Here is an 18,908-nt window from a genome sequence, read left to right as displayed (position 1 = left end):
TGCTGACCAGAGATTCGCCATTCCGATAGCCGAATGCCTTGAACACATTGCCCATCAGATGGAGGGACTCGATCCGTGCGTCAACGACGTAACCAGAGACCACGTCCGGATAGTCTTCAATCATCGCAGCGGCCAGCAAGGCCATCTTGCGCTGGTTTTTCATGGGGCGACCTTCTCAGCTAGCCTACTGAGCAATTCGTCAATCTGTCCCCCCACCTGCCAAAGCTCAAGCTTGAGGTACTCATGCTCACGGCTAAGGGCGTCGAGATCATGCAGTCCTTCATCAGCACGGGCGGAGAAATATCGCCCTGGGTTCAGCGCGAAGCCAGTGGCTTCAAGATCAGCTATGGACAGAAGAACAGCATTACCTTCAACAGGTTCACGACGGGAATAATGTTTCTGAATCTGCTGAATACCCTCAGCCGTGAGCGTGTTGAGGCTCTTTTCAGATGTGTACTGCTTGCTCGCATCTATGAGCAGCACCGAACTGCTTTGACGCGAAGACTTGAAGACCAAAATCGCAAGCGAGCGCGCATCACTGCGATAAAGCTTTGCCGGAAGATAGACTACAGCGTCGAGCAAATTGTTCTGCATGATCGCTCGTCTGATTTCAGCTTCCTTGCCCGCCCTTAGCAGGGCCGCTAGATCCACTACAGCGATTGCCACCCCTTGGTCTTTCCGCATGCACGCAAGCATGTGCTGTATGAGCGGCCACTCCCCTTTCCCTTTCGGGGCAATACCGTATTTGAATCGCCCGAATGGATCTCCGGCACCGAGCTCTGTAGCCCAGACGTCAGCACTTTCTGACAGGTCTGAAACCACCACATCAAAAGATTGAAGCCCCACTCCGTCATTGGGTGGTGACTTCAGGGCATCTGCCTTTTCGAATGTCAGAGAATCGTGCTGGAAGAAAGCGCGTAGCAGCCCATGCAGGATATCTTCGTCAGCAGAGGATTGGCCCAGCCCCCAAGCTGATGAGCTTGAGTTGGAAACGAGTTCGGCAAGCAGTCGTCCATTCGCGCTGAGGGGGTCGTAGTAAGAGCGCCCACCAGACTGCTGGCTTATGCCAGCGATCACTTGGATTAGCTCCTCAGGGCAAGGCCTTGTCCCTTCATAAGAGCCATCAGCTTCAAGCGATTGAAGGAGCATCTCCAGCAGCATTGGTCTTACCGAGTCATCCTTAGCTAATCCGTGTGCAATCGCACGGAAATACTCATGGTGAGCGGCTAGCGAGCCTGCCTCCAGCTTGTAGATATCAAGCTTTTTGCGGAGTGCATTGGCAAGCAAAGGCGAGGTCTCGCCGACTAGCCAAGCAGCACGGTAAAAGAATTCTTCTTCAAAGGATTCCGGCACTTCCTCATCAGACGAGTCGTGGTCATTCGGACTCCACAAGATCAGAAGGAATAGGTGCGTTGTAAGCGTCCTGTAGTCCGGACTGGCCGTGATTGACTCCAGGAGATCTACCCTGCTCATACCGTTCCCTTCCCGAGGACTTGACTGGCGACCGCCGCCATTTGTTGCTGCCTGGTTTTCATTAGAGACTCGAACAGAAGCTGCTCTCTTCTAGCGAGCGTGACCAGGTGATGAAGCTCTTGCTGCACTGCTCGTTCAGCGAACACGACAGGGGTTGCACTCAGGGTCGGCAACGTGATGTGCCGGGTGTTGACGTTTGGTGTGTTCAGGTCGAAGTGACGCTGAGCACATACCTGGTTCAGTTGCCATGCGATGAAAGCAGGACTGAACCGCTCGTCACGTACACGGATAACGAAGAAGTGTTGCGTGCAGACAACCTTGCTGAAAGGCACCTCAGTCAGACACACAGCGAAATTCTTGCGCCCACGTGCTTGGAAAAGGATGTCTCCAGCTTGTAACCAGTCCGGCTCTTTGCGAGCGGTGATGGTACAGCGCTCCAAACCTGCCCAATCCACCCCACTCTGTTGATCAGCATCGCGGATCTGGATCACCCGGCTGTGCGCTTCAAAGTCAGGCGTGATAGCGCCGCGGAACGCATGCCCTGCGCGGATTTCAGCGATTTCTGAGAGGGTCACCATCTCGCTTCCTTCTTGTGCGTATCACTCATCCTAGCTGCCAGGCATAACAACATCAACACGATGATGCTATTTTTCCTCTTGACAGGCATCCGAGATTCCATAGCATTAGCATCATCGCGTTGATTCATGTGGTGGCGCAGTTGAAACCAAAGCAAAAACCTAAGGGTGTCTGGTCTAAGCCGATCCGGCATTTCTACTCGGTGAAGAACCAGGCCAGGTTCTGGTGTGAAAGCTTGCTGGAGAGGGATGCCCTACTGACCCTAGAGTTTGATGAGGCGGTTGAGTCCTACAAGGCGCAACCCGTTTCATTTGCCTATACCGCAATTAACGGAAAACCTGCGAGATACACTCCAGACCAACTCGCCAAGTTTAGTGATGACCGTGGCTATCAGTTCCGCGAGATTAAAATGGCTAAACGCGTCGACGATGCCCTGCAAGAAAAAATGGCATGGATTCGTCGACACATAAATGATGCTTGTGGTGCAGGTCTAGAGATTGTCACAGATGAAGACATCCGGTTGGGCGATTCAATTTTCAATATGAATATGCTTTATCCTTACAAGAGAGTCTTTATCAGCCAGCCTGAAGTGTCAAAAATAAAGAAAGGAATGCCACAAGACATTAGTTTCTCGGAGCTAAAAGAATACCTAAAGCGCCTGGAATTGCCTGATACAACACCATTTGCACTTTTGGCTCATGGCGAATTTCGGTTCGACTTTGCTCTGCGCCTGACCGAGCAAACAGCACTTATCAAGGTGTAGCTATGCAAAATCTATATGTGGATTGTTTGCTTTCTTATGAGGGGCGAACCGGCAATCTTCGTCTCTTTGATGGCGATCTTGCCGTAATAAAATTTAAAGATGGAAAGGTAGAGAGCTTCACTCCAGAAGATCTGGAGCGTGCACGATCAGATGGGAAGCTTCATTTGTTCAGGACTCCTTCTTACAATCCGTGCCACATAAAGACCAGCACAGAGCAGGATGAAGAAATTGCACGCATGACTGCTTATTGCAGTGCGCTGAAGCTTGAGCCAAAGCCCTGCGCAAAAGGTGTTCGGGAGCTCGTTACAGCACGCATTTCATATATTATCTCGGACAGTAATCCGCCGAGCATTTCCCAGTTGCATAAGCTGTATAAGAAATGGATTGCCGCTAACGAGAACATGGCTGAGGTTCTTTTTGGTGGAAAGAGGATTCGAAACCCTTCCATCTCTGATGAAGTGTTCGAACTAATGGATGGGGTCATAAAAAAGGAATATCTCACCGAAGAAAAGCCGTCGATGTATGGCGTATATTTGATATTTTCTGCAAAGTACGCTGCTAGAGGGTACATTGCGCCCTGTCCATCTCTCTCAACCTTTGAGCGAAGAATTCGCGGGCTTGAGCGCATCGGCGTAATTGAGTGTCGGTACGGGAAAAGTGAAGCCCGGCATGAGGCCAGGTCTACAAATTCAAAAATTGAAATCGATAGAATACTTCAACGTGTAGAACTTGATACGGCGCATTTTAATGTTGGATTGAAAAATATATTTGGAAAATTCATAGGTAAGCCTAGCATCTATTTTGTTGTTGATGCCTATTCGCGTGTCGTATTAGGTTACGCCATTCATGTCGGAAGGCCGCGAGAGTCATCCGCCTGTGTAATTCATACGCTTCGCTATGCTATTTCACAAAAGAATGACCCTCTATATCCATTTTGCGGAATACCGGCGCGGGTCGTCATAGACCAAGGTGTTGCATACATCTCTGCTGACACCATGCGTTTTTTTGATAACTTGCGGGTCGAAGTGGATTGCACCGGTACCAAAATGGGTTGGGGCAAACCCATCGTGGAGCGATTCATTGGCACGACCCGTACAGGTCTATTTCAGGGACTCAAGGGCTATTTGGGGAAGCCTGATCACAGATACAAGTCTGACACCAGCATAAAGTCCTCTGCAAAACACACTTTTTCTGAATTCAGGAAATTGTTTAGTGAGTTCATTATCAAGTACCACAACCAGCCACATTCTGGATTGAATGGCCGAACCCCTGCCGAGGTTTGGCGTGAAAGTGCCAGAAAATACCCGCCAGTAATGGTCGATGAAATTGGACATGACAACTTGCTGCGCGGGCTACGTGAAGAGCATAACCTAGCTCATGTGAAGGGAATTACCTGTGACTATCAGGTTTTCAACAGTGACGAGCTTCAAGCAATTTACCATCGCTTACAAAGAAACCAAAAACCGCATAAAAAAGATGAAGTCAAGGTGACTGCATACCGCGACCCGCTTGATGCCAGTGCCATTAGCGTTGTAGACCCTTTTACAAACCGACTTCTGGAGGTTCCAAATATCTTAGGGAGCAAGACCTCGGGACTTTCATTCTCAGAGCTTCGCGTGGGGCGAGTTTATCGCACGACGAAGGATGAATCGCCCATATGGGATGATGGCATCAATGAAGGCTATAGCGATCCTGAAAAGCCACGCCGTAAGGGGCCAGACATACCGCTTAACTCAGCGGGGACACCTATCGATCTTGAAATACTGCTGAAGTCGCCCGTCAAAGAATACTCAAAAGACAACATTTGTACTGTTTCAACCATTTTTGACGAGGATGACGACTATGCAATCACCATCGAGTAATGCCCCACGCCGAAAGCTGCACACGGAAGCATTCTTGCAGCTAACGATTCGAAACCAGCAGTTCGACCTGGCGTATCAAGCGATTAATCGGTGCCATAAAACTACCGGCCTGAAGCCCAAAAGCATGATGCTGCTTGGCGCCAGCGGAGCTGGTAAATCGACTTTGCTTCACTTATATCGTAAGGCGTTTCCAGATGCTGAGCTTGAAGACAGAACACTGCGTCCAATCCTCTACATTTCACTGCCGTCGCGGGTCACTGTAAATGACATTCTCAGTGGATTGCTTGAGGCTTGCGGCGATCCCGAGCCTCAGAAAGGTACGGCCAGGTCACTATTGAATCGCCTTTACGGCCTGACAAAATCACTGGGTGTCCAGCTAATCATCATTGATGAAATTCAACATGTGCTCCCCGAGCACACCCACCGGCGAACGCAAGAAGCCGCTGACATGATCAAAAGCATCATGGATCGAAGCCTAATTCCTTTTGTCCTGGCCGGACTTCCCCATGGCAATCGAATTTTGAATGACACCGTCAAAGGTAAGCACAGTGAAGATCAGCTGATTCGTAGATTTAACGCTTCTGTCCAGCTTAAGCCCCCTGCTCTAGGATCAAATGCTTGGAAAAACCTCATGGCTGTATATCAGAAAACCATTGGCGTTCCTTGCATCAACCTGAGCAGTGACGAGATGCTGAAGCGGTTCTATCTCGCCAGTAACGGGCTCCATGGTTTCATTGCCAACGTGCTTGAGCATGCTCTCGAAAGCACTGACGGGAATCAGCAGATCTGCATGACTCATTTGTCGGAGGCATTCGACGTCAGCAGTTGCGCAGATTTAATAGAAAATCCTTTCAAGATGTCCCTGCCTCAAGTCGAACGGGCCCTGGCGTTGCGGGCAAATGTCTGAGCTGCGACTTCTGCCGGTACGCCTTCGCCCCGAACCCGGTGAGCATTTTTCCGCTTATCTACTGCGCTTGGCTGTGGCTAATGGGCGCAGCTCTGTAAAGGAGCTGTTTTCTACCCTGAGAATTGGTGGCAGCAAAGCACAAAACCATCAATCGCCTGATACCCAGGCTGCGTTGGCAGGATGGTTAGGCCTGAGTCCGGCAGAGCTGAGTGGCTATGTCGTTCGAGATGAGATTCTCGCCAAAGTTACAGCACATGACTCCGCGCGAATTTACCGAAACCTTGAGCTTCGAGTTCCCCGAATCTGTACGGCCTGCCTTCGGGAGAAAAAACGGATCCCAGCATATTTTGGTCAGTTGCCATTCACTCATTGCTATGAGCATCGTCATGAATTGATTCATGCTTGCCCGCACTGCAATGACCAGTTTGAGTGGTCGGAAGAGCTTTTCGAATGCCGTTGCCCTTCGTGCAAGGCTGACCTCAAAGCCTCTACTAGGCCAGTACAGCTGCCGGCGTATGCTTCAGACCTTCGTTCACGTTTATCCGACTCGAATGTGCTCAACCATTTCATTCGGGATCTGCTACTAGCCCTTCAATGCATCCTTGTACCGTTGAGCACTGATCTGTCTGCTCGTGAGAGGCCACCCACTGAAATCGCGCCTTGGCCTCAGCTTCTGGATCAGGCATACACCCTGCTCAATGAGTCAACGGCGATGCAGTCATGGGCCGAAACTTGTCGAGTACATAGATCTCCCACAGCTGTAATTGGCGCATTCGCCGTTTACCTGCCGATTTATGCGCTGGTAGAAAAACTGGCGCTGCCCTGGCCTTTTCGGGATTTGAATTGGCTTTCGGGGAGGCAGTCGGTCAAGGAGTCAGCTGCGGAGAACGCAACATCATTGGCGCTAGTTGATCATCGGTTGCTGTCACAAGTCCTGGGGTGCCAGCCAACCGAGATACTGCCTTTAATTGAGTCATCTGCACTCCGGGGACTCAGCGGCCACAGGTCTATACGGGATACCCGTTTTGATCTAGTTACATTGGCCAAACAGGTTGAGCAGCTGGAGACAGTCGTTTCTGGCCAGGTCATCGATATGGTGCATGCTGCGCGAATCGCATCAGCGCATGGCGGCCATATGGGGCATGTACTGGCCGGCATCCTGTTAAAAGAAATTCCATTCCGACCCAATTCAGATCGGAAAGCTTTGCTTGATGGTGCCTTTGTGGGTGTTGACAGTCTGTTGGCCTGGATGGCGAAGCATCTCGCTTCGCTGGAGGCTGCTCACTGCACGCTACTTGAAACCATCGCCATCACAGGGATGAACAAGCAAGAAATCACTACGGCTTGCTCCCTCGGGCTGATCAAGCCACTGGGCTGGAAACGTGAACTTTGTTTCCAGGGTGGCGAGATCAGTCGACTGCTCAGTAGCCATATCTCAATAAAACGGTGGTCGAAGATGTCGGGGGTTCCTGCTCGTCGGCCATTGGCAAGCCTCACTGAATCCTGTTTCGAGGCCGCCATTGCGGGCGTTCTTTACAAGCGCACCGAAGAGCTAGATTCTTGGCTGAATAGCTTCGCAAGCCGCTGAAGTCATTGCAGCCCGCAGGACATCACTTCTGGCTCGACTGAGCCAATTCAACCCTTCTAGAGTCTCGTATCAGCAAGGCTAACGACCTCGATCCCTCATTTGGCCAGTATTGACAAGTTGTCAATGCGCGGCCACGCTTGCTCGGTAGAAATCCATCCGCTAGGCGCTGTGTGCTTGTCGCTAACACGGCTTTCAGGAAATTCTCCACTTAGATGATTTTCGCAATGAAAATCTCGCGATAGCTGACGTTTTCGGTCACAGAAAATCTCATGCTAGATGCGTAAACCATTGATTATCCAGTGACTTATATTCTCCAGTTAGCTGACGTACGACAGACAGCCCCGCCTTCGTCGAATGAATTGATGAAGGAGAACCCCATGAAACGTTCTCTGCTAGCCAGCGCCCTGAGCCTCTGCGCCTTTGTCGCCCGTGCCGATGATCTCGGTGTTACCGCTCAGGCCGTCTATGATCGCGTTCAACAGAACGAATCGAAGCTGCTGAAGAAACGCGGCCTCGACGAGAACGCCGAGATCATCACCATGTGCCGCTCCGGCAGTGAACGCGGCAAACCCAGCGCCGACTACCTGCGCGACAACGGCTTTCCCAACGCCCGCTACGTGATCGACGGATTCCAGGACCCAGTGATCAAGGAAGGCCCACAGGCCGGGTTCCGGCTGCTGAGCGGTTGGCAGAATTCGAACCTGCCATGGTCGCCAAGGATGAACGCCGAAAAGATGTACCGCCCGTAACGCCGGCCCATCCGGGATATCCAGAAGAAACAAGTCATATAGCCGATGGCTGACGCACCTCAACGCGCGGATTTCGAAAGCCACGTAGCCTGACGTCAGCATCATGCTGGCCGGGGCGATGAACTATCGTTTCAGCAGAGGCTGTGCATTTTCGCCCCAGGGAGACGGGAACGATGAATGTATTTCGCCGAGATCTGGCCTGGCTCGCATACCTAGCCCTTCTGCTGCCTGTTTCGTTGCTGGCTGCCACGGCCGACCATAGCCGCTTCAGGCAGTTGCAGGGACCATTCGCCAGCGGCGAGGAGGTTACCCGCGCCTGCCTCGGATGCCATACCGAAGCAGCCAGCCAGGTGATGGCCACGCGTCATTGGACGTGGGACTACACCAACCCGGATACCGGCCAGCGTCTGGGCAAGAAGACCATGCTCAATGGCTTCTGCATCGGTGACCGCTCCAACGAAGCGTTCTGCCAGTCCTGTCACGTCGGCTATGGCTGGAAGGATGCAAACTTCGACTTCTCGGACGAAACCAAGGTCGACTGCCTGGCCTGCCACAACACGGGCAACTACCTGAAACTTGCCGGATTGGCCGGCCACCCTCCCCGGGTACGCACCGAAACCTCACCCGGCTCGGGCAAGTTCGTCGAACCGGTCGACCTGGCCGCGGTCGCCCGCAATGTCGGCGCAACCTCGCGCCGCACCTGTGGCACCTGCCACTACTACGGCGGTGGCGGCGACGGGGTGAAGCACGGCGATCTCGACTCTTCGCTCAACGACCCTCCGCGCACCCTCGACGTGCATATGACCAGCGAGGGGCCAGATTTCAGCTGCTCGACCTGTCACGTCGCCGATGAGCACCGAATCGCCGGCAGCCGCATCAGTGTCACCGCCTCCGATCCTCACGCGGCGATCCTGCGTGGTGAGCGCAGCGCACGCAACCCCTCGACCTGCCAATCGTGCCACGGCGGGCGTCCGCATCAGGGCGACCTGCTACACGCCAGCCGGCTCAACGATCACACCCGCGTCCTGGCCTGCCAGAGCTGCCATATCCCGGCCTTCGCTCGGGGCGGTGTGCCAACGAAGATGGGCTGGGACTGGTCGACTGCCGGCAAGATGAACACCGAAGGCAAGCCCTTCCTGACCAGAGATACCGACGGTCACGTGGTCTACGACAGCCGCAAGGGCGACTTCCTCCTCGCCGAGAACGTGGTGCCGGACTATGTCTGGTTCGATGGCACCGTCACTTACGTGCAGCCCGATACCCGGATCGATCCGGATAGCCGGGTGCCGATCAATACGTTCCACGGCACGCCGGGCGCCGCGGATGCGCGGATCTGGCCGGTGAAGACGTTCCATAGTCGCCAGCCGTATGACACGGTGCATCGCACCTTGCTGGTCCCACACACAGCCACTCCCGATAACACGGCGTTCTGGTTCAACTTCGACTGGGCCAAGGCGCTGCAGGCCGGTGCCGACGCCACCGGTGCGCCCTACAGTGGCCAGTTCGGCTTTGTCGATACGCAGATGCTCTGGCCGATCACCCATATGGTCGCGCCCAAGGAGCAAGCGCTCGACTGCGCCCAGTGCCACGCGGCTAAAGGGCGGCTGGCGGCAGTGCCCGGCATCTGGCTGCCCGGCAAGGATCGCAATCCGCTGCTCGACCGTCTCGGCTTCGGCCTGGCCGGGCTGGCCCTGCTCGGCGTTCTGCTTCACGCAATGCTTCGCGGCATCGCCCATGCGCGCCGAAGGAGACACTGAATGGCCGACCGCCTGTATCTGTTCACCCGCTTCGAGCGCTTCTGGCACTGGTCGCAAGCTGCGTTGATCATCACGCTGCTATTCAGTGGCTTCGCCATTCATGGCAGTCACGCCCTGCTCGATTTCCGCACTGCGGTCGAGGTTCATGAAGTCGCCGCCTGGCTGCTCATCGCATTATGGATCTTCGCCATCTTCTGGCACTTCACGACCGGCCAATGGAGGCAGTACATACCGACGCTGACCAATATCCAACGCGTGGCGCTCTATTACGCGCGCGGCATCTTCATCGGCGCGCCGCACCCTTACAAGGTCACCTCCGAGCGCAAGCACAATCCGCTTCAGCGCATCGCTTACCTGGGCGTACTGGTGCTGATCAACCCGCTGATCTGGATCAGCGGGCTGCTCTATCTGTTCTGGGGCCGCCTGGAGCCTTTGCTGCCTGACTGGCTGGCCCTCGAGGCGGTAGCTCTGGCACATACCGGTGGCGCGTTTCTGATGCTGATCTTCCTGATCGTGCATGTGTACCTGACCACGACCGGGCATACACCATTGGCTCATATCAGGGCGATGATCACTGGATGGGAAAAGCGGCATTGAGACGTTGCTCGACGCCATCACGGAGAGGCACCGAAGTGCCCCGATTCGATCGCTGCGAAAGGGATGCCTCTAGCCCGCTACAGCAGGTTCCGCCTCAAGCGGGTATTTCAGCCGTCGGCTTGCGCGCCACCAGATCGATCAGCGCGGACATTCCGCGGTGGCGGCTGCCCTCCTCTATGTAGGCATCGTATTCGGCCAGATGCAGGATCTGCAGGCCGGCGAAAGCCTCGCGCAGCGCTGCGGCAGTGTAGAGATTGGCCGGCTCCTTCGGGCCGCCGGTGGCGTAGCTCAACTGTTCGAGACGATAGCCTTCCAGCAGCAGAAGCCCGCCGGGCTTCAAGGCGCGCTGCATGTCGGCGAACATCTGCGCACGCAGCTCGGGGCCAACGAACTGGATGAATATCGCGACGATCGCGTCGAAGCGCTCGCTGCCCCAATCCCAGGTCAGCAGATCGGCGCATTCGTGAGCGAGGTTGACGCCCCGCTCGGCCGCCAGCTGGCGGGCCTTGTCGATCGCCCGCGGCGCTGCCTCCACGGCCAGCACATCCAGCCCCAGCTGAGCCAACCAGACGCCGTTGCGGCCTTCGCCATCGGCAACAGACAGGACCTTCATGCCTGGCATGAAACGCTCTCGCTGGCTGGCCAGAAAGGCGTTTGGCTCTTTACCAAACAGGTATTCCGCGTCGCTGTAGCGTTCGTTCCATTCTGCGATCTTTGGGTCCATGCGCCCTCCGGTTGAGCGTGAATGCGGCGTCGCCGACGCCTCTGGAAGCTGCCCGCAATATACCCCTTGCCGTATCCATCAGGGCAAGCCGCACGGCCACCGGTCAGCCGCAACGCATCGAGTGCAATGTGACGAATCTCCGCTTGGTCCACCTTGTTCTCCTGTTAGCAGCCTGTACCCATGGGCACTCGGCAATGCGCCCGACCCCGACCAGCGCCACCTGAGGCGGATAGATGCCCTCCGCACACGCTATCCCCCTGCTCGCCCAATTAGGTAAACGGTTACGGCAGCCTGACGCAGCATCTGTGCTCCCAGGTTTTCCTCGGGGTCTTCAAGCTTGACCAGTTTGGCGATCGTGACACCGTCGTTGCACACTCTCGGCGCACCATAGACGCTCTGGATCACAACCGATTTCGATTTTGGGCCGAGGGTGATGCGGATCGCCTCGGCGAGTTGGTTGGCGCCGTGCAGCACTTTTTCGCGAGCGGCGCTACGAAACAGAAGCTTGGTATGGCTCATCGAACGCATCCTCCTGGGCGTTGCCAGCAGCTTTGTTCAGAGTAGGCGCGCCGTGTTTGACCGGAATCAACGTCCGGTCAGTACGGGAGAACTGCCGGGTCGCACCAAGCGGCGTAATATGGCGCTTCTCTCAACCGGAACTGGAGTATTCACATGCTGCTTCGCTTACTGGCCGCAGGCGCCTTGACCGTGCTCTGCCAGCCTGCCTTCGCGCAGGATCACCACCATGATCACGCCCCGATGCAAGCAGCCCCCAGCGAGCTGGTGGTCAGCCAGGCCTGGTCGCGGGCGATGCCCCCCAGTGCACCCACGGGCGCGGTGTACTTCGTGCTGGAGAATCGTGGCGAACGAGCGCACAAGCTGGTCGGCGCGCAAACTCCGCGGGCCGGAAAAACCGAGCTGCATACCCATGTCCATCAGGGCGACATGATGAAGATGCAGCAGATTCCGTCGGTCGAGGTGCCGGCCGCGGGCAAGGTGGAATTCAAGCCCGGTGGCAACCATGTGATGCTGTTCGGGCTCAAGCAACCGCTGGTGGCCGGCGAGAGCTTCCCGATCACGCTGCAGTTCGAAAACGGCAGCGAGCTCACCGCCGAGGTCAGCATCGAGGAAGACGCCCCGGTCAGTGGCGGCTCGGCATCAGGTCATCACCACTGAGCGTCGGCCAAGGGCATGCGACTGACATGCCCTTGGCCCGCTTCAGACAGCGGCAGGCGTACGCATGGTGACGAATTCTTCCGCTGCGGTCGGGTGGATGCCCATTGTGTCATCGAACACCTGCTTGGTGGCGCCGGCCTTCAGCGCCACGGCCAACCCCTGCATGATCTCCCCAGCCTCCGGCCCGGCCATGTGGCAGCCAAGCACGCGGTCGGTTTCGGCGTCCACTACCAGCTTCATCAGGCTTCTTTCCAGGCTGTCGGTCATGGTCAGCTTCATCGGTCTGAAGCGGCTTTCGAAGATGGTGACCTTGTAGCCCTGCTCACGGGCTTCTTCCTCGGTCAGCCCTACGGTTGCCATGTTCGGCAGGCTGAACACGGCTGTCGGGATGGTGGAGTAATCGACCTTGCGGTACTGCTCGGGCTTGAACAGTCGACGGGCGACCGCCATGCCTTCGGCAAGCGCAACCGGGGTCAGCTGTACGCGACCGATCACGTCGCCGATCGCCAGGATCGAAGACACCGAGGTGCGGTACTCGTCATCCACTGCGATGAAGCCGCGCGCATCCAGCGCCACGCCGGCTGTTTCGAGGCCCAGACCTTCAATCATCGGGCGGCGGCCGGTGGCGTAGAAGATGCAGTCCGCTTCCAGGGTACGGCCGTCTTCCAGGGTGGCGCGCAGGCTGCCGTCGGCCAGCTTGTCGATATGGACGATGTCGGCGTTGAATTGCAGGTCCACGCCCTTCTTGATCATCTCGTCTTTCAGATGGTCGCGTAGCGAGCCATCGAAGCCGCGCAGGAACAGCTCCCCACGGTAGAGCAGCTTGGTGTCGGCGCCACAGCCGTGGAAGATCGAGGCGAACTCGACCGCGATATAGCCGCCGCCCACCACCAGTACACGACGCGGCAAGGCATCCAGATAGAAGGCCTCGTTGGAGGTGATGGCGTGCTCACGACCCGGGATCTCCGGTACATGCGGCCAGCCGCCGGTGGCGATCAGGATGTGCTCGGCGCTGTAGCGCTTGCCGTCGACTTCGACGGTATGCGCATCGACCAGCCGCGCATGCGCCTGCAGCAGGGTCACGCCGCTGTCCACCAGGATGCTGCGATAGATGTCGTTCAGGCGCTGAATCTCGCGATCCTTGTTGGCGATCAGGGTTTTCCAGTCGAAGGTTGCGCCGTCGATGGTCCAGCCATAGCCCTGTGCCTGGCCGAAGTCCTCGGCATAATGCGCGCCGTAGACCAGCAGTTTCTTCGGCACGCAGCCGACATTGACACAGGTACCGCCCAGATAACGGCTCTCGGCAACCGCTACTCTTGCACCGAAGCCAGCCGCGAAGCGAGCCGCCCGAACACCACCGGAACCTGCGCCGATGACGAATAGATCGAAGTCGTAAGCCATGTAGAGTTGTCTCCTTGTCTAGCGAACAGCATAACCCAGGCTTCTGACCCGAATCATCGAAGGAGTGCCGCATGCGCCCTACCCTGACTCACCTGGCTCTGCATGTGCCCGATCTGGACGCCTGCATTGCGTTCTACGCACGCTTTTGTGGCATGCGGGTGTTCCACGAGCGGCCCGGCAAAGGGTCGCGCATCGTCTGGATGGCCGAGCCCGGCAAGGAGCGTGAGTTCATCTTCGTGATCATGCCTGGCGGTGCGGATCGCGCGTTGGCTGCGAACGACTACAGCCATTTCGGCTTCGCGATGGCCAGTCGAGAGGAGGTCGATGCGGTCGCCGAGCTGGCGCGCGAGGACGGTTGCCTGATCTGGGAACCGCGCGACGAGCCGTACCCGGTGGGTTACTACTGCGGCGTGCGCGACCCCGCGGGCAACTATGTCGAATTCAGCTATGGGCAGCCGCTTGGACCGGGTGCCGAAGCGTTGCCGGCACCCTGAAACGAACGGGCCACCCTGAGGTGGCCCGATGGGTTCAGAACGCCTTACCGGTCAGGTAGAAGTTCTGGTAGCAGAAGTTGGTCGCCTCGATGTATCCCTCGGCGCTACCGCAGTCGAAACGCTGACCCTTGAATTTGTAGGCCAGCACGCAACCATCCTGCGCCTGCTTCATCAGCGCATCGGTGATCTGGATCTCGCCGCCCTTGCCCGGTTCGGTCTGTTCGATCAGGTCGAAGATGTCCGGCGTCAGGATGTAGCGACCAATGATCGCCAGGTTCGACGGAGCGTCCTCCGGCTTGGGCTTCTCCACCATGTGGCTGACGCGGAAGATATCGTCGCGGATCATTTCACCGGCGATCACGCCGTACTTGCTGGTTTCCTCCGGCGGCACTTCCTGGATCGCGACGATCGAGCAGCGGAACTGGTTGTACAGCTTGACCATCTGTGCCAGTACCGGATCGCCGTCCAGATTGATGCACAGGTCGTCAGCGAGCACCACGGCGAACGGCTCGTCACCGATCAGCGGGCGGCCGCTGAGGATGGCATGGCCCAGGCCTTTCATTTCCACCTGGCGGGTATAAGAAAAGCTGCACTCGTCGATCAGGCGTCGAATGCCGACCAGGTATTTTTCCTTGTCGGTGTTGCGGATCTGATGTTCGAGCTCATAGCTGATATCGAAGTGGTCTTCCAGCGAGCGCTTGCCGCGTCCGGTAACCATGGCGATCTGCGTGAGCCCTGCAGCAAGCGCTTCCTCGACCCCGTACTGGATCAGAGGCTTGTTCACCACCGGCAGCATTTCCTTGGGCATGGCTTTGGTTGCAGGAAGAAAACGTGTGCCATATCCGGCAGCAGGAAAAAGGCATTTCTTGATCATGTGAGTCCTTGAAATAAAGGTTCCAGTCGATGCACTGCCATCGAGAACAGCAGCTGCCTTGCGGTGTCATCCGGCCATGCCGGCGTAGAGCCTACGACCATCGTTTTCTATCGGGGTTCGCAGCAAACTCGGTTACTGATGCAGATAGTGTGCCTGCGCTACGCGGGGTCACTTCGCCGTCTCGGCGGCGGCCACGCTAATGGCGGTCTGACATTCTGTAAAGTCACCGGATAGTGTTTTTTTCACGCCTCCTTCGCGCCCGTCGTCGCCTTCATACAACTCCTATATGCATAGCTGTCGCTCATTACACTTTTGTAGCAGTCATCAGCGTAACCAGGCCGTTCGACTCATGACCTGAGTCAAGGAAATGTGCAATTGCACCGTTGTCGGTCGGCCGTGTCGCTCGCTCGTACTGGAAAAGCAATACCATAGTCGCGCTCTGTAATGGCGCATAGCTATCACCCGTCTCGGGTCTTCAAGAATCCCGGTAAGTCGCCGATACGAGCTTCAGATTGCTCAGTTCGTTGCTGCGTCGTCGTGGGAAACCAATAAAACAATAGTGCAGTGGCAGTTACCTTCCGCGTGGCAGTAGTACTAAGGAAAACCATGAACAACTCCGCCCCTCGACAAATGTCCGTGCAGACAAAGATCAACCTGGCGCTGGTGCTGGTGCTGGTGGCAATCATGTCTGCCTCGCTGTTCTTCTCTGCCAGTACCGAAAAGCGCCTGGTGCTCCAGGTTGTCGAGCAGCAGACCAAGGATGCTGCCGACTCCTATTTCGATAGCATCAACACCATGATGCTCACCGGCACCATGGCGCAGCGTGAAGTGCTGCGGAACAAGATCCTCGCGCGTCCGGGTGTTATCGATGCGCGCATCATCCGCGGCGATGAGGTCACCAAGGTGTTCGGGCCGGGATATGACCACCAGGCGCCTGTCGATGCCCTGGACCGCCGCGCCTTGGGCGGCGAGGAGATCATCGAGGTCAACGAGCAGAACGGCGGCCGTGTGCTGACGGTGATCAACCCGATCCTGGCGCATGCCGACTACCGGGGCACCAACTGCCTGACCTGCCACCAGGTCGGCGAGAACACGGTAATGGGCGCAGTGCGCATCAGCTACGACCTCAAGGCACTCGACCAGGAAGTGGATCGCAACATCATGATCAGCGGCGGGATTCAGCTGCTCCTGCTGTTCATTGGCGTGGTGGTGATGTGCCTGACCGTGCGCCACGTAATCATTCGCCGCATCACTGCCATGCGCCACACCATGAATACCATGGCCGAGGATGAAGACCTCAGCCGCAGCGTCGAAGTGGGTGCGAAGGACGAAATCGGCGCGATGGGCGATGCCTTCAACCGCATGATCGGCAAGTTCCGCCATAGCCTTGAGGCTGTCGCGGGCGTTACCCACCAGCTCAGTGATGTCTCCGGGCGGGTCTCCCATGTGGCAGAGAAAACCCTGGCCGCCGTCAACGAGCAGCGCAACGAAACCGACATGGTCGCCTCGGCGATGAATGAAATGAGCGCAACGGTTCAGGAGGTCGCGCGCAACGCCAGTCAGACGGCAAGCGCGTCCACCGGAGCGGATACCGAGTCCAAGGCCGGCGTGAAGGTGGCGACCGAAGCGCTCGACGGTATCGAAGTGCTGATCGCCGAGATCGAGAAGGCGGCTCAAGTAATCCAGCGCGTCGAGAGCGACAGCGCCAGTATCGACATGGTGCTCGGCGTGATCAACGGCATCGCCGAGCAGACCAACCTGCTGGCGCTGAACGCCGCGATCGAAGCTGCCCGCGCCGGCGAGCAGGGCCGTGGTTTCGCGGTGGTGGCTGACGAGGTGCGCACCCTCGCCTCGCGCACACAGAAGTCCACCGAGGAAATCCAGGCGATGATCGAACAGCTGCAAGGCGGCGTGCGCAATGCCGTACAGGCAATGAAGGAAGCGCAGCTGCGCGCGCGCTCCGGCTCGGAATGCGTCGAGAAGGCTGCACAGAGCCTGGGCGTGATCGCCGACGAAGTGGGCACCATCAACGAGATGAATACCCAGATCGCCACAGCCGCCGAACAGCAGAGCGCTGTCGCCGAAGAGATCAATCGCAACATCACCACCATCAGCCGCATCGCCGACACCACGTCGGCCGACGCGACGCAGACCTCCGAGATCAGCGAAGAGCTGGTGCGCCTGGCCACCGAACTGAATCGTCTGGTCGGCCAGTTCAAGCTCTGAACACGAGCGCGAGGTCGGCCATGGCCTCGCTCCCTTGGCGTCTGTTATTCCGGCCCCGCCCAACGGCGCGGTCCGGGACGCTATTCTTGATCTGAGACAGTCGGCGCGCAGGCGCGAATCGTCCATAATCCGCGCCCATGATCTGCCTGAGCCGGACACACCCGAGGGTGACACCGCGTTCCGCACCGACTCCGAATTCAACCCTTAGGTGAAACGAACAATGGACCAACTGCCGAGCTTCAACCGGGCCCTGGTCGAGAAATACGACCGTCCCGGTCCACGCTACACGTCCTACCCCACTGCCCCGCAGTTCCATCAGGCCTTCGCCGAGGACGACTACCGCGCTGCCGCCGCGCGCAGCAACCAGGCGCAGCCGCCCAAGCCGCTGTCGGTGTACATCCACATCCCGTTCTGCAAGAGCCTGTGCTACTACTGCGCCTGCAACAAGATCATCACCCACAAGACCGAGCGCGCCGTCGAGTACCTCGAGTACCTCAAGCGCGAGATCGCCATGCAGGGTGCGCTGTTCGACCGCTCACGCAAGCTGACCCAGCTGCACCTGGGCGGTGGCACACCGACCTATTTCACCAGCGAACAGCTGGCCGACCTGATGGCGAGCCTGCATCAGGCGTTCAACATGGATGACAGCGACAGCCACGAGTTCTCCCTTGAGGTGGACCCGCGCACCGTCACCCCGGATCAGATCCACGGTCTGCGCAAGCTCGGCTTCAACCGCCTGAGCTTCGGCGTACAGGACTTCGACGAGCAGGTGCAGATCGCCGTCAACCGCATCCAGACCGAAGAGCAGACCCGCGAACTGGTCCAGGCCGCCCGTGATGCCCGCTTCAAGTCGGTCAGCGTCGACCTGATCTACGGCCTGCCCCTGCAGACCGTCGCCAGCTTCGATGCCACGCTGAGCAAGATCATCGACATCCGACCGGACCGCATCGCCGCCTACAGCTACGCGCACCTGCCGGATCTGGTGCGCGCGCAGAAGCTGATTCGCCCCGAGGACATGCCGCCGCCCGAGCGCAAACTGGAACTGCTGGAGCTGACCATTCAGCGCCTGACCGCGGCTGGCTACGTCTACATCGGCATGGACCACTTCTCGCTACCCGAGGACGAGCTGACCCTGGCCCGCGCCAACGGCACCCTGCAGCGCAACTTCCAGGGCTACTCCACCCATGCCGACTGCGACCTGATCGGGCTGGGCATTTCCTCCATCGGCAAGGTCGCCGACAGCTACAGCCAGAACGTCAAGGAGCTCTCGCAGTACTACGCGCGACTGAACGACGGCATGCTGCCGGTGCACCGTGGTTACAAGCTGAGCGACGACGATCGGCTGCGCCGCGATGTAATCGTCTCGTTGATGTGCCATGGGCGTATCGATTACCGGCAGATCGAACAGAAGCACGGCATCGACTTCCGCAGCTATTTTGCCGACTCGCTGGCCAAACTGGCCGAGCCGGTCTCCGATGGTCTGGTGGAGCTGCGCGACGATGCGCTGATTCTGCTGCCGCAGGGCCAGCTGATGATGCGCAACGTCGCCATGGCTTTCGATGCCTATCTCGGTGGCGAGCAGCGCGGGCGCTTCTCGCGCACCGTCTGATCCTTCCATCGCGTCCGGGGCGGCACCCACGCCGCCCCTTCCGCTGATCACCGGCCATTGCCAAATACCGCTCGAACTGTACAAATAGCCAGCTTTCGAGCGGGCCGCCCGCGCCCCAGTTTTACCGGATGT

16 protein-coding genes and 2 pseudogenes are annotated in these 18,908 nt (G+C 57.5%); 12 read left to right on the top strand and 6 right to left on the bottom strand.

Translation table 11 applies throughout. The features are described 5' to 3' along the window. Positions 1–159: 159 nt before the first annotated feature. On the bottom strand, positions 160–1,473 hold the full coding sequence (locus HZR81_RS10125) for an N-6 DNA methylase (RefSeq protein WP_191122539.1): 1,314 nt from the start codon (positions 1,471–1,473) through the stop codon (positions 160–162). Then, on the bottom strand, positions 1,470–2,051 hold the full coding sequence (locus tag HZR81_RS10120) for a restriction endonuclease subunit S domain-containing protein (RefSeq protein WP_191122538.1): 582 nt from the start codon (positions 2,049–2,051) through the stop codon (positions 1,470–1,472). Before HZR81_RS10120 ends, HZR81_RS10125 begins: the two co-directional genes overlap by 4 nt. 140 nt (positions 2,052–2,191) lie before the next feature. Here HZR81_RS10120 and HZR81_RS10115 point away from each other — a divergent pair, with 140 nt between their 5' ends. From HZR81_RS10115 to HZR81_RS10085, 7 genes are all read left to right on the top strand, one after another. After that, positions 2,192–2,812: a TnsA endonuclease N-terminal domain-containing protein gene (locus tag HZR81_RS10115; protein WP_500128004.1), complete on the top strand. Its 621-nt coding sequence runs from the start codon at positions 2,192–2,194 to the stop codon at positions 2,810–2,812. Positions 2,813–2,814: 2 nt separating this feature from the next. Next, positions 2,815–4,674 (top strand): TnsB C-terminal domain-containing protein, encoded by a 1,860-nt coding sequence (locus HZR81_RS10110; RefSeq protein ID WP_234175064.1) that lies wholly within the window; start codon positions 2,815–2,817, stop codon positions 4,672–4,674. Next, entirely contained in the window at positions 4,655–5,581 is a 927-nt protein-coding gene (locus tag HZR81_RS10105; protein ID WP_234175065.1) for a TniB family NTP-binding protein, read from the top strand. The genes HZR81_RS10110 and HZR81_RS10105 overlap by 20 nt, the downstream gene beginning before the upstream one ends. Beyond that, entirely contained in the window at positions 5,574–7,169 is a 1,596-nt protein-coding gene (locus HZR81_RS10100) for a TniQ family protein (RefSeq protein ID WP_500128003.1), read from the top strand. The genes HZR81_RS10105 and HZR81_RS10100 overlap by 8 nt, the downstream gene beginning before the upstream one ends. A gap of 377 nt (positions 7,170–7,546) precedes the next feature. Beyond that, positions 7,547–7,918, top strand: coding sequence for a rhodanese-like domain-containing protein (locus tag HZR81_RS10095; protein ID WP_500128002.1), 372 nt, complete (start codon positions 7,547–7,549; stop codon positions 7,916–7,918). Between the two features lie 173 nt (positions 7,919–8,091). Continuing rightward, positions 8,092–9,675 (top strand): tetrathionate reductase family octaheme c-type cytochrome, encoded by a 1,584-nt coding sequence (locus HZR81_RS10090; RefSeq protein WP_500128001.1) that lies wholly within the window; start codon positions 8,092–8,094, stop codon positions 9,673–9,675. Continuing rightward, a complete protein-coding gene (locus tag HZR81_RS10085) occupies positions 9,676–10,272 on the top strand; it encodes a cytochrome b/b6 domain-containing protein (RefSeq protein WP_316957907.1) in 597 nt (198 codons plus the stop codon). A gap of 94 nt (positions 10,273–10,366) precedes the next feature. On the opposite strand, the gene HZR81_RS10080 is transcribed toward HZR81_RS10085, so the two are convergent. Then, positions 10,367–10,996 (bottom strand): SAM-dependent methyltransferase, encoded by a 630-nt coding sequence (locus HZR81_RS10080; protein WP_200593748.1) that lies wholly within the window; start codon positions 10,994–10,996, stop codon positions 10,367–10,369. Between the two features lie 285 nt (positions 10,997–11,281). Next, positions 11,282–11,515 (bottom strand): annotated as a pseudogene (gene groEL, locus HZR81_RS10075) (chaperonin GroEL); the annotation flags it as partial. Between the two features lie 153 nt (positions 11,516–11,668). Here groEL and HZR81_RS10070 point away from each other — a divergent pair. After that, positions 11,669–12,172, top strand: coding sequence for a copper chaperone PCu(A)C (locus HZR81_RS10070; protein ID WP_200593750.1), 504 nt, complete (start codon positions 11,669–11,671; stop codon positions 12,170–12,172). 42 nt (positions 12,173–12,214) lie between these two features. Here HZR81_RS10070 and gorA read toward each other — a convergent pair whose 3' ends face one another. Next, on the bottom strand, positions 12,215–13,573 hold the full coding sequence (gorA, locus tag HZR81_RS10065) for a glutathione-disulfide reductase (protein WP_500128000.1): 1,359 nt from the start codon (positions 13,571–13,573) through the stop codon (positions 12,215–12,217). A 71-nt stretch (positions 13,574–13,644) separates the two neighbouring features. Between gorA and HZR81_RS10060 the strand changes: the two genes are divergently transcribed. After that, positions 13,645–14,067: a VOC family protein gene (locus tag HZR81_RS10060; protein WP_063542942.1), complete on the top strand. Its 423-nt coding sequence runs from the start codon at positions 13,645–13,647 to the stop codon at positions 14,065–14,067. A 34-nt stretch (positions 14,068–14,101) separates the two neighbouring features. Here HZR81_RS10060 and galU read toward each other — a convergent pair whose 3' ends face one another. Continuing rightward, positions 14,102–14,941, bottom strand: a complete 840-nt coding sequence (galU, locus tag HZR81_RS10055) for a UTP--glucose-1-phosphate uridylyltransferase GalU (protein ID WP_011913243.1) — start codon at positions 14,939–14,941, stop codon at positions 14,102–14,104. A 606-nt stretch (positions 14,942–15,547) separates the two neighbouring features. Between galU and HZR81_RS10050 the strand changes: the two are divergent. The 3 genes and pseudogenes from HZR81_RS10050 to hemN form a co-directional block, all read left to right on the top strand. Next, positions 15,548–16,303: pseudogene (locus HZR81_RS10050) on the top strand (HAMP domain-containing protein); the annotation flags it as partial. Continuing rightward, complete coding sequence (locus HZR81_RS10045) at positions 16,283–17,167, top strand: methyl-accepting chemotaxis protein (protein WP_500128009.1); 885 nt, start codon at positions 16,283–16,285, stop codon at positions 17,165–17,167. The pseudogene HZR81_RS10050 and the gene HZR81_RS10045, both read left to right, overlap by 21 nt. A gap of 220 nt (positions 17,168–17,387) precedes the next feature. Next, a complete protein-coding gene (gene hemN, locus HZR81_RS10040) occupies positions 17,388–18,776 on the top strand; it encodes an oxygen-independent coproporphyrinogen III oxidase (RefSeq protein ID WP_279648869.1) in 1,389 nt (462 codons plus the stop codon). The last annotated feature ends 132 nt before the right edge of the window (positions 18,777–18,908 follow it).

It is taken from the genome of Pseudomonas sp. LM13 (genome assembly GCF_041381355.1).
In the GTDB taxonomy this organism is placed as follows: domain Bacteria; phylum Pseudomonadota; class Gammaproteobacteria; order Pseudomonadales; family Pseudomonadaceae; genus Stutzerimonas; species Stutzerimonas frequens.
This window is presented reverse-complemented; position numbering and strand designations above follow the sequence as displayed.